The organism is Nostoc sp. C057 (assembly GCF_013393925.1).
Classification (GTDB): Bacteria; Cyanobacteriota; Cyanobacteriia; order Cyanobacteriales; family Nostocaceae; genus Nostoc; species Nostoc muscorum_A.
In genome coordinates this window covers 6,492,195-6,508,418 of the sequence record NZ_CP040281.1, presented here as the reverse complement: position 1 = coordinate 6,508,418, position 16,224 = coordinate 6,492,195, and the positions used below count along the sequence as shown (strand labels likewise).

Here is a 16,224-nt window from a genome sequence, read left to right as displayed (position 1 = left end):
ATTTCTTCAGACTAACTGAAAAGGCTAAGATTCCCAACTTATTAAAAAAGCGGGGAATCTTATTTTTATTTCACACAATTACAGCTTTTGCAAGAGAGAGAAAGGGTTAATAAAAAGCCCTTTCCCATTTTGCTGAATTATGTAATAAATCTAATCTGCTAGCTGGGTTTGTGGTTAAAAGTTCTGGTTACAATGTTTTTTTGATTCTAGCAGCGATCGCAGTTGTGATTTTTAAAGTTCTTTGCTTTCTGTGTACTAAAACAAAAACAAAATTTAATAGAAAGACATCACGTCCAAAGCATCTAGCGAAACCACAGTTTTTTCATATAAACCTCGTCTACCTTGAGAACCGTAGTTTTGTAGGTTGGGTGCAGCGATCGCGTAACCCAAGATAAATAAGGTGGTAATGTTAGGTTGCGTTTAACTCCACCCAACCTACATAAATATATCTTTTAAAAAACTCTAGGTTTCAACATAGATGAGGTTTATATCATCATTGGGCTGACTTATGTAGGTTTGGGTTTAGAGCTTCTACTTGGTTTGGGGATGAACCGAGCCTTATCGCTTTAGTTGCAAAGATTTACAATCAGTAATTATTGTTTAATAACTGTCTTAAATAGTTTAATTATCCGCTTAACTGTCTTAACTGTCTTCTAATTGTTCAATTTTTAATTTAATTATCCGCTTAACTGTCTTAACTGTCTTCTAATTGTTCAATTTTTAATTTAACTATCTGTTTAAATGCTTTAGCCTACGTATTGCTTTTTTTCTATAACCATGAAAGATTATGAGAACACCATAAATTACTAAACATTCATTTGCCATCATCTGAAATGAGTAATAACTCAAACAGATTTTTCAAATCTCCTATTTTTGGGTATAGAGAACTTGAGCTAAAACTCACATAGTTCTTTATTTGGACTAAGAGCATTTTATCGAAACAGAATTCAGGAGTTAGAATTCATTTTGAATTTTTTACGAGAAACTACGCTATCAGTTGCAGGTTTGAATTGCTTACTGATTGATTATGACCAAAGGCGGAGTATCTTGGGCTTTGCTCCTGAATTCTGACTTCTGAATTCTTCTTCAAATTATTCTCTTGATACAAGCCACCACCAGAAAACTATACGTGGGGACATAGTGCGATTGGTGAAGATGCTCATCAATTGCCAATCTCAGCCACGAAATGAAGACAGCAAGAAGACTCCAGAGGAGGTTACGCGCAGATCATGCAACCCTTTGAACTGCCAGAATTTTACATGCCTTGGCCCGCGCGGCTGAACCCAAACCTGGAAGCGGCGCGATCGCATTCCAAAGCTTGGGCCTACCAGATGGGGATACTTGGCTCAGAAGAGGAAGCGGAAAGCTCGGTTATCTGGGACGAGCGCACATTTGATGCTCACGACTACGCCTTGCTTTGCTCCTATACCCATCCAGATGCGCCAGGGACAGAGCTTGACCTAGTGACCGACTGGTATGTTTGGGTGTTTTTCTTCGACGATCACTTCCTTGAAATCTATAAGCGTACCCAAGACATGGCTGGGGCAAAGGAGTATCTCGGCAGACTACCAATGTTCATGCCAATTTACCCCACCGAAACCCCCCCAGCACCTACCAACCCCGTGGAGTGCGGCTTGGCCGACCTGTGGTCTCGCACCGCGTTTACTAAATCTGTGGACTGGCGACTTCGATTCTTTGAGAGTACCAAGAACCTCCTGGAAGAGTCTCTGTGGGAACTTGCCAATATCAACCAGGATCGAGTCGCTAACCCCATCGAATACATTGAAATGCGCCGCAAGGTTGGCGGCGCTCCGTGGTCAGCGGATCTCGTCGAACACGCCGTGTTTATAGAGATTCCGGCTGACATTGCCTCTACTCGACCGATGCGTGTACTCAAAGACACATTTGCCGATGGAGTACATCTTCGCAACGATCTGTTCTCCTACCAGAGAGAAGTGGAAGATGAAGGCGAAAATGCCAACTGCGTGTTGGTCTTGGAGCGCTTCTTGAATGTGAGTACCCAGGAGGCGGCTAACCTCACCAACGAACTGCTAACCTCGCGGTTATACCAGTTTGATAACACTGCCGTCACCGAGTTGCCCCCCCTCTTTGAGGAGTATGGACTAGACCCAGTGGCTCGTGTGAACGTTCTCCTTTATATCAAAGGACTCCAGGACTGGCAGTCGGGCGGTCACGAGTGGCATATGCGATCGAGCCGTTACATGAACAAGGGAGGAGACAATTCTCAGACATCCACGCCATTTCTGGGAGGCCCCACAGGGCTAGGCACATCGGCTGCGCGGATTGGATCGCTATACGCCGCCTTGGGTTTAGGAAGGTTCAAAAGCTTTACTCACGTTCCATACCAGGATGTCGGGCCAGTAACACTGCCGAAGTTTTACATGCCCTTCACTACAAGCTTGAATCCCCATCTAGATGCCGCGCGGAAGCATTCCAAGGAATGGGCGCGTCAGATGGGGATGCTGGAATCATTACCTGGGATTCCTGATGCCGTCATCTGGGATGACCACAAGTTTGATGTTGCCGATGTAGCGCTTTGTGGTGCGTTGATCCATCCGAATGGGTCTGGCCCTGAGCTGAATCTGACCGCGTGCTGGCTTGTTTGGGGAACCTATGCCGACGATTACTTCCCGGCACTCTACGGGAATAACCGCAACATGGCTGGTGCGAAAGTGTTCAATGCCCGACTGTCGGCGTTTATGCCTCTGGATGACTCCACCCCCAGCGAGGTTCCGACCAATCCGGTAGAAGCGGGCTTGGCAGATATTTGGTCTCGCACAGCTGGCCCCATGTCTGCCAACGCGCGGACTCAGTTCCGCCGCGCAATCCAGGATATGACTGACAGCTGGGTGTGGGAACTCGCCAACCAGATCCAAAATCGGATTCCCGACCCGATAGATTATGTTGAGATGCGCCGTAAGACCTTTGGCTCGGATCTGACCATGAGCTTGTCACGACTAGCTCAGGGGAGCGAGATCCCGCAGGAGATTTACCGCACCCGAACGATGCGATCGCTGGATAACTCGGCCGCCGACTTCGCCTGTTTAACCAACGATATCTTTTCCTATCAGAAAGAAATCGAATTCGAGGGCGAAATCCATAACTGTGTGCTGGTGGTTCAGAATTTCCTTAACTGCAATTTGCCGCAGGCCGTTGAAGTTGTCAACAATCTGATGACCTCTAGGGCGCTCCAGTTTCAACTCATCGTCGCCACCGAACTGCCAGTTCTTTTCGATGATTTCAACCTGGATGCAAGTACCCGCGAGAAACTGCTCGGATACGTCAAGAAACTAGAGCAATGGATGTGCGGTGTACTCAAGTGGCATATAACGGTAGACCGCTATAAGGAGTTTGAATTGCGTAATTCGTTAGCAGGAAGGCTACTTAGCGGGCCCAGAGGGCTGGGTACTTCTGCTAGGCGGATTGGATCGGTGAGGGTTTAAGGTAATTACTCGGTCAATAAAGTCAGGTTTTTTTGTCTGTGAATAGAGTTTTCAAGGTCAGTGTTTGATCGCGTGAGATCGGTTTTTTTAGTAACTAAAAAGTGGAGGATTAAGTTGTGACGTATTCTAACGACCCCAATTTGGTAGAAGATCAGCAGCCCCATTTAACCTTGAGTACAGCAGCGGCGCGTAATTTGGCGACAACGGCCAAATCTGCACCGCAGACTCAGGAAATTACATCGCGGTGGTTATTGAAGTTATTGCCGTGGGTGCAGACAAAAGGTGGCGCTTATCGGGTCAACCGTCGGTTGAGTTATTCCGTCGGTGATGGGCGGGTGACTTTCACCAATACTGGAGCAACGGTGCAGGTGATTCCCCTAGAACTGACTGAGTTGCCGTTACTGCGAGGGTTTAACAACCTTGACGTATTGACCGGGTTAGCAAACCAGTTTGTTCAGCAGGAGTATGCCCCAGATGATGTAATCGTCGAACTTGGCCAGCCTGCCGATCGCGTCATTCTGATTGCTCGTGGCAAGGTAAACAAGATTGGTGTTGGCAAGTATGGCGAGCAGATCGTGTTCGATGTGCTAGCTGACGGCGACCATTTCGGCGATGAAACTGTGGTGCAGTCGGAGGATACTTGGCAGTACACCCTCAAGGCGATTACTAGAACCATCGTTTTGTCACTACCTCAAGCGGCCTTTGAAAGGGCGATCGCTCAGTCTGAGGCGTTGGGAACCCATGTTGAACAGTTCCGCACCCGCTTGAACCAACCACAGACTCCTCAAGGTGAAGCTGCCATTGAGCTAGCAGCTAATCATCCCCAAGAGGCTGAGTTGCCGGGAACCTTCGCCGATTACGAACTCAAACCTAGAGAATATGAGTTGAGCATTGCTCAAACGGTATTACGAGTAAGTACGCGGGTAGCCGATCTGTACAACGAACCGTACAACCAGACAGAAGAACAACTGCGGCTAACTATTGAGGCATTGCGGGAACGTCAAGAACACGAATTGCTCAACAACCGCGAATTCGGGTTGCTGCACAACGCCGACCTCAAACAACGGATCTACAGCAGTAGTGGCGCACCTACCCCTGATGACTTGGACGAACTGTTGGCGACAGTATGGAAGGAGCCAGGATTCTTCCTGGCTCACCCCCGGACGATCGCTGCTTTTGGTCGTGAGGCCAACCGCCTGGGTCTCTATCCACAAAGTGTAGATGTGAACGGGGTTCAGGTTACATCTTGGCGAGGCGTACCCATCTTTCCTTCCAACAAGATCCCCATCACCAATAACCGTACCAGTTCTATCCTTTTGCTCCGCACTGGTGTAGAAAAACAAGGGGTAATCGGCTTACATCAAACTGGTATCCCCGATGAATACCAACCCAGTTTGTCTGTTCGATTCATGGGCATCAGCGAAAAGGCGATCATCTCCTACCTCGTGACTGCTTATTACTCCGCAGCCGTCCTCACTCCTGACGCACTTGGCATCCTCGAAGATGTTGAAATCGGGCGCTAAATATCAGGAGTGCTGAGTGCTGAGTGCTGAGTGAGTAAAAATTAGGGCTGACTGTTGATACCCTGCAAAAAAGTGGGTGGTCTTTTAACTCAGCACTCAGCACTGAATGGCACTTTTATTAGTAACTAGAGGATGGGGTGATGACGGATTTTATTGAATCAAATTTAAATGTTGAGAGTGGACAACCTCAACTGAGTTTGAGTAAAGATGCTGCGCGTAATTTGTCCACGACCACCAAATCTGCACCGCAGACGCAGGAAATTACTTCGCGGTGGTTGTTGAAGATGTTGCCGTGGGTGCAGACGAAGGGTGGCACTTATCGGCTGAACCGTCGGTTGACCTATACGGTGGGTGATGGGCGGTTAAGTTTCTCTAACACCGGAGCCGAGGTACAGGTGATTCCCCAGGAACTTGGTGAGTTGCCCTTGCTGCGAGGATTTGACGACACCGAGGTGCTGAGGGCGTTGGCAAGTCGGTTTGTTCAGCAGGAGTTCGCACCTGGTGATATCATTGTCCAGTCAGGTCAGCCAGCCAATCAGCTTTTCTTGATCGCACATGGCAAAGCGAACAAGATTGGTATTGGCAAGTATGACGAGCAGCCTCTATTGGATATGCTAGCTGACGGTGATTATTTTGGCGATCGCGTGTTGGTGGATTCAGAAAGCAATTGGAAGTTCACAGTCCAAGCTGTGACCCGATGCACCGTATTAGTGCTACCACAACAGGCATTTCGGGAACTGCTCAACCAGTCGCAAGCGTTACAGGCTCAGGTTGAGCAGTTTCGAACTCGCGCAGGACTTCCACAAAACAAATACGGAGAAGCTGCGATCGCGTTATCAACCAGTCATAGCATTGAGACGACATTACCGGGAACATTTGTTGACTACGAACTCTCACCCCGCGAATATCAGTTAAGCATTGCTCAGACTATGTTGCGAGTGAATACTCGTGTTGCGGATCTGTACAATCAACCGTACAACCAGACGGAAGAACAATTGCGGCTGACGATTGAGGCATTGCGGGAACGTCAAGAATACGAGTTGATCAACAACCGCGAATTTGGATTGTTGCACAACGCCGACCTCAAACAGCGCATCTACACCCGCACTGGCCCCCCTACTCCTGATGACTTGGATGAATTAGTCACTCGTCGCCGGAAGTCGAGGTTCTTCCTAGCTCATCCCCGGACTATTGCAGCCTTCGGTCGCCAGTGCAACCGTCAAGGCATCTATCCAGACACCATCGATATGGATGGGAGCAAAATAATCACGTGGCGCAATGTACCGATTCTGCCTTGTAACAAGATTCCGATTACCAAGAACCAGACCAGTTCTATCCTTGTACTCCGCACTGGTGAGAAAGATCAGGGTGTGATTGGCTTACATCAAACTAGTATCCCGGACGAATACCAACCCAGTTTGTCTGTCCGATTCATGGGCATCAGCGAAAAGGCCATTATCTCCTACCTCGTTACAAACTACTACTCCGCAGCTGTCCTTGTCCCTGATGCACTCGGCATCCTCGAAGATGTCGAAATCGGTCGCTGAGGGGAATCGGGCATATAGACACTAAGGAGATGACCAAAAACCAGTTAGCATCCAAGGTGCTAGCTTAAAACCTTAACATGATTAATTTCAGATTTCGGAGAGCATCCAATTTTTCCAAAAACCACTTAATTGACGCAAAAACTCTTTACAAACCTCTTACCTTTGCGTTCTTCTCTAACGAGACGCTGCGCGAATGTGGTTCGTTTGTTCATTCTCTCATTTTTGTCTGAACGCAACACAATAAACCTGCTTTGAAAATAAAACGGTTGGGATACTCCCGCCTTTCGTGCGACAATTGAAAGAGAAATAAGGGTATAGGCAACTTCATAAATTGCCTATACCCTCAGATATATAAACTAAGTTTTTGTAGTCGCGTATGAGTCTAAGTTAGCGCTTTAGCAACTACTGCCGAAAGAGATTCGTTTGCTGCTTGCTTCAACAATTCGGCTTTATCGGTCTGTTCCCAAGGCAAGTCTAAATCAGCCCGCCCAAAATGACCGTAAGCCGCGACGTCCTGATAAAAACGTCCGCCTCGTTCACTTGGTAAGTTGCGTAAGTTAAAGGTATGGATAATCCCTGCTGGACGCAGTTCAAAGTGTTTGTTGATTAATTCCAGTAAGGTTTCTTCATCAACTTTGCCAGTGCCAAAGGTATCTACCAAAATGCTTGTTGGTCGCGCTACACCAATAGCATAAGATAGCTGGATTTCAACTTTTTCTGCTAACCCAGCAGCGACAATATTTTTCGCCACATAGCGAGCCGCATAAGCCGCAGAACGGTCTACCTTCGTGGGGTCTTTGCCAGAAAAAGCGCCGCCACCATGTCGTGAATAACCACCGTAGGTGTCAACAATTATTTTCCGTCCTGTCAGACCAGAGTCTCCTTGAGGGCCACCAACGACAAATTTGCCAGTGGGGTTAACTAAAAAACGCGTCTGATCGTTAGGCTTAATGTCAATATCGCCAAAAACAGGTTCGACTACTGCCGACCAGAGGTCTTGTTTAATCTTGGCTTGTACAGCCGCCTCATCCGTAATTTCCCCAATAGTAGCTGTATGCTGGGTGGAAATTAGAATAGTATCAATACCTACTGGTCGCCCATCTTCGTAGACCACAGTTACTTGGGTTTTACCGTCAGGACGCAGGTATGACAATTCGCCTGTTTTACGAACTGCTGCCAATCGGCGAGCAATGCGGTGGGCGAGACTGATGGGTAAGGGCATCAGTTCTGGTGTTTCGTTACTGGCAAAACCGAACATTATACCTTGATCGCCCGCACCAATTTTGTCGAATAGCTCATCACTATCTTGTTGGCGGGTTTCTTGGGCGGTGTTAACACCTTGGGCAATATCAGGTGATTGTTCGTCTAAAGCCAGCAGAACGCTGGTGCTGTTAGCAGAAAAGCCATTATCAGCATTGGTATAGCCAATTTCGGCAATTTTTTTGCGGGCGAGATTGACGAAATTCACATTTGCTTTGGTGGTTATTTCACCAGTGATTAGCACCAAACCAGTGTTAACTACTACTTCAGCAGCGACACGGCTGCTAGGGTCTTGTGTCAGTAGGGCATCCAGAATGGTATCAGAAATCTGATCGCAGATTTTATCTGGATGACCTTCGGTTACTGACTCGGAGGTAAATAAATATCGACGAGACAAAGCAAATTCCTCCTGACTTGAGTTTTTTTGCTGACTAAATATGGTATTCAGTTCAACTACCTAAATTTAACGTGTGCTTCCAACGAACGGCATTCGTTATGCCTTGAGAGAAACAATTTAGTTTCCTAGGAGCCGTCGAACTCACATTAATTTATGAAATCATAACAATATTTATACTTCAGTAGTTAGTATCTTGTTGATATTGATAAAAACCACTCATTATAAGCTAAGTATCTGTAAAAAAAATAAATTTATGGTAATTATTTCGTGGGCAAAATGTATTTAATAACACAAAAAAAGGGGACACCCAGAAGCGCCCCCACAAACTTTGACACAAGTACTGCTGCTTTTAAACCTGAACCGCTAGCTTTGCTTCCGTAGCTGTCAAACGCTCATAGGCAGCACGCATTTTTAAACCTGTAAGTACTTGGAAGAAACCAGTACCATTATTAGAACCTGGATACTCACGGTGCTGGAGTAACAAATGAGTCAATTCACCCTGATATTTGGTGGATGTATTGCTGAGATGGGTTTCGATATAAATTACTTCTTCCAAGTTGTCAAATTGACCATCTACCTCTAGTACTGAGACATAGCGACCGTAGTAAACATCTGAACCGTAGTATAGTTGCATACCAGGATAAGAGCAGGTCAGCTTGCGTCCACAGGGAGTCCAATTAATTGTTGAGCCTTCATCAAATAGGTAGGTTGGATCAAAGCCTTCCTTACCTTCCCGTTGGAGCATACGTACTCGTAGGACTCGACGCTCGGTGTCGTTTTTGATCAAGTTGGTGGGTAATACTTGGAGAACTACATCGGCAAATTCTCTTTGTGGTTCGATAAACTTTTCAAAGTCAGGTTTGCGGGAATTGATTTGCGCTAAGACATCTTCGTAGCGATGACCGCGTTCAGCCATGTCTCGCTGGATTTTCCAGGCGATTTTGACTTCATCGCTAATATCAAAATAAACACTGAAGTCGATTAGCGATCGCACCCGCTCATCATATAAAGGATGCAGCCCTTCAACAACTATAATGTGATTCGGCTCTACCCGCTCTGGCGGATCGAGCAAGCCTGTTTCGTGGTTGTAAATCGGCTTATCAATCCCTTGACCATTTTTGAGCGCTTTAATTTGCTCATACATTAGGTCAAAATTATTCGCTCTGGGGTCTAGTGCCGTTATCCCAGTTTCTTTACGCTGTTTGCGATCCAAGGAGTGATAATCATCTAAACAGATGACTGTCATCAAATCTTCACCAAACAAATCTATCAAACGACGCAAAAACGTAGATTTCCCGCACCCAGAGTCTCCGGCTACTCCAATCAGTACCACGCGTTCCGGCTTACTTGTCATAAATCCCCTCTAAAATACTAAAATTGTGTCAATATTTTTTCACACAGCAGATTCTGAAGCCAGGAGTTTACCCCTTTGGTTTATCCTGCGTTCTTGCTACCTAGCACATCTATAAGACACCAAGCGGGTAGGCAACAAAGTAATTAAGTTGCTACTCGTCGGACTAGCCTGAATGTTGGTGCCGGTAAGTATTTAATCCTAGTGGTATATTTGATTTTAACAGAAGGGGGTATCCCATACAAGATTAGTGTCGAGAAGAATTAGCGTGGTTCATGAATCATTTTTAGATGATTTAGTTGTTAATTTAAAAATGGGGATCAGTACCGCCCATCAGCGTTGCAACTTTATTAGACTGCTACTTGTGACTCTATATAATTAAGACTATAAGGTATAATTTATTATTGCCGCGAATTTCCTAATTTTCTTAAATTGTAATTCCTACTCGACAATACTTAAGATATTCAAAGCCAAAATCTACCCAACGAATGAGCCAAGAACTTGCATTAGTCAAATTATTGGCTGTAAATTTATGTATATGCTCAAATACAAGCGTTTGGGTTATGGCAAAGTACTGAATAGAGGTTGACAGATTTTTCACATCAAGTAAAACTGATTATAGTTGGTTAAATCACGCTTCTCTCTATTGCTATGTTTGTAGCTGAAGCTGTAATATTCATGTAACTATGTTTAAATAGGTCATAAAATATAGCTAACAACATTTTGAGAGAGCAGTAGATTTGGTGAAGCAAAACCAATGAAAAGAAAACTTTCCGGTATTGGTATTCCCCGATTTAAGTCCTCGAAGTAAGTAAACACAACGGCAAATTTTGGAGGTCAACTGAGTGGTAGCTTCCAGCAATCAAACTAGTTCTCCTATCAATATCTGCTATTGTGAGTTGCTCGTTGGGTAGTCAAGTAAAAAACTATCTCGCTAATGCGGGTGGTAGTTAACAAAAAAAAGATTAAATTGACTCATTATTAACATTCTCCACAAGACTTATCATTTACCTTAAAAGGTGAACAGGTGTGTTTTTTGCTATGCCTGCATGTCTTTGGTGAGTGTACTTAGCAAGGCATTAATTTAATGATGCCGTTTTTCCTTGAGAGCCAGTTTTGTGAAACGAAAATCCGGTAAACTAAAGCTGGCATGGGATAGGAATAGTTTTTTTTGAAAAACGGTTAAGTAAATTATCGGAGTGGTAGAAAGAATGTACAATCAAGGTGCTGTTGAGGGTGCTGCCAACACAGAATTAGGTAGCCGCATCTTCGTTTATGAAGTAGTGGGTTTGCGTCAGAGCGAAGAAACTGATCAAACTAACTACCCAATTCGGAAAAGTGGCAGTGTGTTCATCAGAGTGCCTTACAACCGCATGAATCAAGAAATGCGACGTATCACTCGTCTAGGCGGCACAATTGTTAGCATCCAGCCTATAACTGCTCTAGAGCCAGTTAATGGTAAAGCCTCATTTGGGAATGCTACAAGCGTTGTCAGCGAATTAGCTAAATCTGGGGAAACTGCTAACAGTGAAGGGAATGGTAAAGCCACACCTGTAAATGCTCATAGTGCTGAAGAACAGAACAAGGACAAGAAAGGCAACACCATGACTCAAGCGAAAGCCAAAAAAGACCACGGTGACGTTCCTGTTAACACTTACCGTCCCAATGCTCCGTTTATTGGCAAGGTAATATCTAATGAACCGCTAGTCAAAGAAGGTGGTATTGGTATTGTTCAACACCTTAAATTTGACCTATCTGGTGGGGATTTGAAGTATATAGAAGGTCAAAGTATTGGGATTATTCCACCAGGAGTAGACAAGAACGGCAAGCCGGAAAAACTGAGACTGTATTCCATCGCCTCAACTCGTCATGGCGATGATGTGGATGATAAGACAGTATCACTGTGCGTCCGCCAGTTGGAGTATAAGCACCCAGAAACTAGCGAAACAGTCTACGGGGTTTGCTCTACGCACCTGTGTTTCCTCAAGCCAGGGGAAGAGGTAAAAATTACCGGGCCTGTGGGTAAGGAAATGTTGTTACCCCAAGATCCCGAAGCTAATGTCATCATGATGGCAACCGGAACAGGTATTGCTCCCATGCGGGCTTACTTGTGGCGGCAGTTTAAAGATGCGGAAAGAGCCGCTAACCCAGAATACCAATTTAAAGGATTCTCTTGGCTGATATTTGGTGTACCAACAACTCCAAACCTTTTATATAAGGAAGAACTGGAAGAAATTCAACAAAAATATCCTGATAACTTCCGCCTAACTGCTGCCATTAGCCGCGAACAGAAAAATCCCCAAGGCGGTAGAATGTATATTCAAGACCGCGTAGCAGAACATGCTGATGAATTGTGGCAGTTGATTAAAAATGAAAAAACCCACACCTACATCTGCGGTTTGCGGGGTATGGAAGAAGGTATTGATGCAGCCTTAACTGCTGCTGCTGCTAAGGAAGGCGTAACCTGGAGTGATTACCAGAAGCAACTCAAGAAAGCCGGTCGCTGGCACGTAGAAACTTACTAATTTAGTCATTAGTCATTAGTCATTAGTCATTAGTTTTAGACAAAGAACGAAGGACGAAGGACAAATGGCAAAGGAAGCAGGATAATCAGTAGGTAGGGCAAACGCTCTACCTACAATTGTTCTTGGTGAAATTGGGTGCAAAAATTGTGGGTGTGAAACTAGGAATACTCGGATTAGGCACTGTGGGAACGGGAACAGTGCAGTTGTTGCAAGATAAGGCTGGACGGCACCCGTTGTTACAAGAGATAGAAATCTATCGGGTGGGAGTACGATCGCTCGATAAACATCGGGCAGTAGAATTATCTACAGAAGTCTTAACTACAGATTTAGAATCCATTGTCAACGATCCGGCGGTAGATATAGTTGTCGAGGTGATGGGCGGGCTAGAGCCGGCGCGATCGCTAATTCTCAAAGCTTTGAGTAATGGTAAGCACGTAGTCACCGCCAACAAAGCAGCGATCGCTCGCTTTGGGGCAGAAATTTTCACAACTGCCAATCAAGCTGGCGTATACGTCATGCTAGAAGCTGCTGTGGGTGGCGGGATTCCGGTGATTCAACCCCTAAAGCAGTCTTTGAGTGTTAACCGCATTCACACTGTCACAGGCATCGTGAACGGTACAACTAACTACATCCTGACGCGGATGCAAACAGAAGGCAGCAACTTCAGCGATGTGTTAGCTGATGCCCAACGTTTGGGTTATGCTGAGGCTGACCCTACAGCCGATGTTGATGGCTTAGACGCAGCAGATAAAATTGCCATCCTCGCATCATTAAGCTTTGGTGGACGCATCAACCTACAAGATGTTTATACTGAAGGCATTCGGCAAGTTAGCAAAACAGATATTGCCTACGCCGAAAAATTGGGATTTGTGATTAAATTGTTAGCGATCGCTAAACGTGATACTCCCTCATCACCACTTTCCGTCAGAGTTCATCCGACTTTAGTGCCCCAAGCTCACCCTTTGGCTAGCATCAACGGCGTTTATAATGCCATTCTTGTCGAAGGAGAACCCATCGGGCAAGTAATGTTTTTTGGCCCCGGTGCTGGTGCTGGTGCAACCGCCAGTGCTGTGACATCAGATATTTTGAATTTAGTTGCTGTCCTCAAAACCAATACAGCAGTTGCAAATCCATTATTAACTTGTCGGCATCAGGAATACTGCGAAATTGCGCCGATGGTAGAATTGATAACTCGGTTTTATGCCCGTTTCCTTACCAATGACCAACCGGGAGTTATCGGGAAATTGGGGACTTGCTTTGGTAACTATGGCGTTAGCTTAGAGTCAATTGTCCAAACTGGCTTTCAAGGGGAACTAGCAGAAATTGTGGTTGTTACCCATGATGTGAGGGAAGGCAATTTTAGGCAAGCTTTGGCAGAAATCCGGGATTTGTCAGCGATTGAAAGCATTCCCAGCTTACTGCGTGTACTTTGAGATTAATATTTTAGCGAGCGATCGCTTTCAGGGGTTCCCATAAGCTAGAATACGCAATTTTTTTAGCTCTTTTTTTACGTCTGTGCTTGCTAAAATCAAGAACAAACCTCACTCATGCGTGAGGTTAGCCCTATGACTTTAGATATTACCGCTACAACTAACAGGATTTACCAATGCAGCCATCCAACGTTGAAATTAATAAAGAATTCTGGAACAATTATGCCAAAACATGGGATAAATCTCAAGTTATTCTAGGTAATCAAAAAATTACAGATGATGAAAGAGATAATTACGTCAATTATTTAGGTGATGAATGGGCGACAGTAGAAGATGCAGTCAATATTGTGAGTGAGTATATTACACCGTTTATTTCTCAAGACAGTACAGTTGCAGAAATAGGTGTTGGTGGTGGTAGGATTGCGGCAAAAGTGGTTAAAAACGTCAAAAAATTATACTGTTTCGACATAGCACAAGAAATGCTAGATAATGCTGAAGCAGCGCTTATGGAATATCCTCAAATAGAGTTTCGTTTAATAAAAAATTCTCAATTTGAACCTGAGTTTAGCGAAAAATTTGATTTTGTATATTCATTCGATGTATTTGTACATTTAGATTTACAAACAATTTGGAAATACTTAAATGGTATTTATGCAACTCTCAAGTCAGGTGGAAAAGCTTTTATTCATACCACTAATATAACTACACCAAATGGTTGGGCAAGGTTTGCTGCATACGATAATGATGAGGTATTGTATCAGCCCACTTCACCAGAAGCAATTAAGTGGTTAATAGAAAAGGCGCAATTTAAAGTAATTAAAGAGTCCAGTCCAAATGGAAAGAACTTTTATTTGGATCGGGATTATTTAGTTGTAATACAGAAGTAGATTAATCTGGATGAGAACTTAAAGGATAATATTAGCGTTCACTTATGGCGCGTAGCTTGCCGCCGTAGGCATCGCTAATATTCCCGCATCAGCATCTAAAGTTACCTCTACACCCACTGGTAAAGCTGCATTGGGACTATCGTGACCAAAAGGTAAGTCAGAGACAATCGGAATACCTAAATCACCCAAGCGATCGCGCAATACTTCTTCTACACTAAAGCTAGACACAGTTGGCGGCGCTTCACAGCGAGTAAAACCGCCTAAAGCAATACCGCAGACTTGAGATAAAACACCACTCAAACGCCATTGTGTCAGCATTCTATCGATGCGATAAGGTGCTTCTGTGACATCTTCTAACGCCAGTATTACACCATCCAGATGTGGCAGGATTGGTGTAGCTAAAAGATTAGTGGCAACGGTGAGATTACCTGCTAGCAAAGTACCACTTACTACGCCGCCACCCCACCCGCGACCCTTGAGAGGTGCGAGAGGACGACCTTCTACTAAATCGAATAATCGCTCAACTGACCAATCTGGCTCATCTGCCAAAGTTGTCAGCACAGGAGCATGAACGCCGGAAATTCCTGCTATATAAAGACTCCATAATAAAGCTGTGATATCGGAAAAGCCTATAAGCCACTTGGGAAGGGCTGAATTTTGTTGCCAATTCCAATCTTCTAAAATGCGGGTGCTGCCAAAACCGCCTCTAGAACAGAGAATACCGCGACAATCAGGATCTTGCCATGCTGCTGCTAATTGCTGACGGCGGCTTTCGTCTGTTCCGGCGAGATAACCCCATTTTTCATCTATCTGAGGACTGATTTCTACTCGATAACCACGCGATCGCCAAATTTCTATACCTCGTTCAAATGCCTCAAATTCTCGCAAAGCACCACTAGGGGCAATTACTCGTAGTAAGTCTCCAGGTTTTAGGGGCGGTGGTAAGATTTTGGATGGCATGAAAATATTTGGGGGTGAGCAGAAACGCGATTCATCGCGTCTGTACAAGGGGTTAAGAATAAAGACTATACCTTAGAACTCCGATCAAATTTTATTGAAATCATTTTTGAAATTACCGAGTGTTCCTATAATTACGGTGAGGATTGCACAAACTGAAAGTAAACATTAGCAGTCAAAGGCTCTGGTAATGGTTTTCCTTGCGCTTGGTAATCTTCAATCAAAAGTTCCAGCACTTCCTCACCATTATTGAGAGCATCCGCGTAGGTATTTCCATGAGTGTGTGCATAGGGGCCAAACTCAGGTAGGCTGACAATGTACTTTTTATCTTCCATCGACCACTGAATTACAATACTATATTGCCGTTTCATTAGTCCTAGCTTTTTGGGGCAAAAGATAAATACCCCCAGAGATTAAAGTCAGGGCGACAGAAATCCAAAAGGCAAGCAAAGAGGGAGTTTGCCACACTTCACCTAGAGGCGCAATCAAAAGTGCGATCGCAACTATTTGACTAACAGTTTTGAGTTTACCCCAAATATTCGCCCCGGTAATCGTCGTTTGATTCACCCGCCAACCAGCGATCGCTAATTCCCGCGCTAAAATCAAAAACACTCCCCAAGCCGGCACTTTTCCTAGTTCAATAAAAACCAGCAACGGCGCAAGTACCAGAAGTTTATCCACTAAGGGATCGAGAAACTTACCCAACTCGCTAATTTGGTTGAGTTTCCGCGCCAAATAGCCGTCTAACCAATCAGTCAACGCCGCAACGAGAAAAATCGCCAAACATATCCACTGAGCTTGAGGTGTGGGATTATATAAACCATAAAGCAGAAATGGTATCCCCAATAGGCGAGAGAAGGTAATCCAGTTGGGTATGGTCATA

11 protein-coding genes are annotated in these 16,224 nt (G+C 44.8%); 6 read left to right on the top strand and 5 right to left on the bottom strand.

Features of this window, described 5'->3' with window-relative positions; all coding sequences use genetic code 11:
• The first annotated feature begins 1,229 nt into the window (after positions 1 to 1,229).
• From FD724_RS27645 to FD724_RS27635, 3 genes are all read left to right on the top strand, one after another.
• Positions 1,230 to 3,464 carry a family 2 encapsulin nanocompartment cargo protein terpene cyclase gene (locus FD724_RS27645; RefSeq protein WP_179074827.1) on the top strand — a complete coding sequence of 745 codons (2,235 nt, stop codon included), beginning with the start codon at positions 1,230 to 1,232 and terminating at the stop codon, positions 3,462 to 3,464.
• 116 nt (positions 3,465 to 3,580) lie between these two features.
• Positions 3,581 to 4,987 carry a family 2B encapsulin nanocompartment shell protein gene (locus FD724_RS27640; protein WP_179074826.1) on the top strand — a complete coding sequence of 469 codons (1,407 nt, stop codon included), beginning with the start codon at positions 3,581 to 3,583 and terminating at the stop codon, positions 4,985 to 4,987.
• A 140-nt stretch (positions 4,988 to 5,127) separates the two neighbouring features.
• Positions 5,128 to 6,534 (top strand): family 2B encapsulin nanocompartment shell protein, encoded by a 1,407-nt coding sequence (locus FD724_RS27635; RefSeq protein ID WP_179074825.1) that lies wholly within the window; start codon positions 5,128 to 5,130, stop codon positions 6,532 to 6,534.
• 382 nt (positions 6,535 to 6,916) lie between these two features.
• On the opposite strand, the gene metK is transcribed toward FD724_RS27635, so the two are convergent.
• Positions 6,917 to 8,191, bottom strand: coding sequence for a methionine adenosyltransferase (gene metK / locus FD724_RS27630; RefSeq protein WP_114084044.1), 1,275 nt, complete (start codon positions 8,189 to 8,191; stop codon positions 6,917 to 6,919).
• Positions 8,192 to 8,540: 349 nt separating this feature from the next.
• Entirely contained in the window at positions 8,541 to 9,545 is a 1,005-nt protein-coding gene (locus tag FD724_RS27625; RefSeq protein WP_114084043.1) for a phosphoribulokinase, read from the bottom strand.
• 1,208 nt (positions 9,546 to 10,753) lie between these two features.
• On the opposite strand from FD724_RS27625, the gene petH reads away from it, so the two are divergent.
• The 3 genes from petH to FD724_RS27610 all read left to right on the top strand — a co-directional run bounded on the left by petH (position 10,754) and on the right by FD724_RS27610 (position 14,384).
• Positions 10,754 to 12,067 carry a ferredoxin--NADP reductase gene (gene petH, locus FD724_RS27620; protein WP_114084042.1) on the top strand — a complete coding sequence of 438 codons (1,314 nt, stop codon included), beginning with the start codon at positions 10,754 to 10,756 and terminating at the stop codon, positions 12,065 to 12,067.
• A gap of 146 nt (positions 12,068 to 12,213) precedes the next feature.
• Positions 12,214 to 13,500, top strand: coding sequence for a homoserine dehydrogenase (locus FD724_RS27615; protein WP_179075643.1), 1,287 nt, complete (start codon positions 12,214 to 12,216; stop codon positions 13,498 to 13,500).
• A 173-nt stretch (positions 13,501 to 13,673) separates the two neighbouring features.
• A complete protein-coding gene (locus tag FD724_RS27610; RefSeq protein ID WP_179074824.1) occupies positions 13,674 to 14,384 on the top strand; it encodes a class I SAM-dependent methyltransferase in 711 nt (236 codons plus the stop codon).
• Between the two features lie 42 nt (positions 14,385 to 14,426).
• Here FD724_RS27610 and FD724_RS27605 read toward each other — a convergent pair whose 3' ends face one another.
• From FD724_RS27605 to pgsA, 3 genes are all read right to left on the bottom strand, one after another.
• Positions 14,427 to 15,344 carry an LD-carboxypeptidase gene (locus FD724_RS27605; protein ID WP_179074823.1) on the bottom strand — a complete coding sequence of 306 codons (918 nt, stop codon included), beginning with the start codon at positions 15,342 to 15,344 and terminating at the stop codon, positions 14,427 to 14,429.
• A 131-nt stretch (positions 15,345 to 15,475) separates the two neighbouring features.
• The gene (locus tag FD724_RS27600) at positions 15,476 to 15,712 is read right to left on the bottom strand and encodes a type II toxin-antitoxin system HicB family antitoxin (RefSeq protein WP_179074822.1); all 237 of its coding nucleotides are present in this window, start codon (positions 15,710 to 15,712) and stop codon (positions 15,476 to 15,478) included.
• On the bottom strand, positions 15,696 to 16,223 hold the full coding sequence (gene pgsA, locus FD724_RS27595; protein WP_114084038.1) for a CDP-diacylglycerol--glycerol-3-phosphate 3-phosphatidyltransferase: 528 nt from the start codon (positions 16,221 to 16,223) through the stop codon (positions 15,696 to 15,698). The genes FD724_RS27600 and pgsA overlap by 17 nt, the downstream gene beginning before the upstream one ends.
• Position 16,224 lies beyond the last annotated feature (1 nt).

What these genes read in the sequence shown, in the direction of transcription:
- FD724_RS27635 (WP_179074825.1), top strand. Translation starts at nt 5,128, where the DNA reads ATGACGGATTTTATTGAATCAAATTTAAATGTTGAGAGTGGACAACCT.
- FD724_RS27600 (WP_179074822.1), bottom strand. Translation starts at nt 15,712, where the DNA reads ATGAAACGGCAATATAGTATTGTAATTCAGTGGTCGATGGAAGATAAA.
- FD724_RS27625 (WP_114084043.1), bottom strand. Translation starts at nt 9,545, where the DNA reads ATGACAAGTAAGCCGGAACGCGTGGTACTGATTGGAGTAGCCGGAGAC.
- petH (WP_114084042.1), top strand. Translation starts at nt 10,754, where the DNA reads ATGTACAATCAAGGTGCTGTTGAGGGTGCTGCCAACACAGAATTAGGT.
- pgsA (WP_114084038.1), bottom strand. Translation starts at nt 16,223, where the DNA reads ATGACCATACCCAACTGGATTACCTTCTCTCGCCTATTGGGGATACCA.
- FD724_RS27645 (WP_179074827.1), top strand. Translation starts at nt 1,230, where the DNA reads ATGCAACCCTTTGAACTGCCAGAATTTTACATGCCTTGGCCCGCGCGG.
- FD724_RS27605 (WP_179074823.1), bottom strand. Translation starts at nt 15,344, where the DNA reads ATGCCATCCAAAATCTTACCACCGCCCCTAAAACCTGGAGACTTACTA.
- FD724_RS27610 (WP_179074824.1), top strand. Translation starts at nt 13,674, where the DNA reads ATGCAGCCATCCAACGTTGAAATTAATAAAGAATTCTGGAACAATTAT.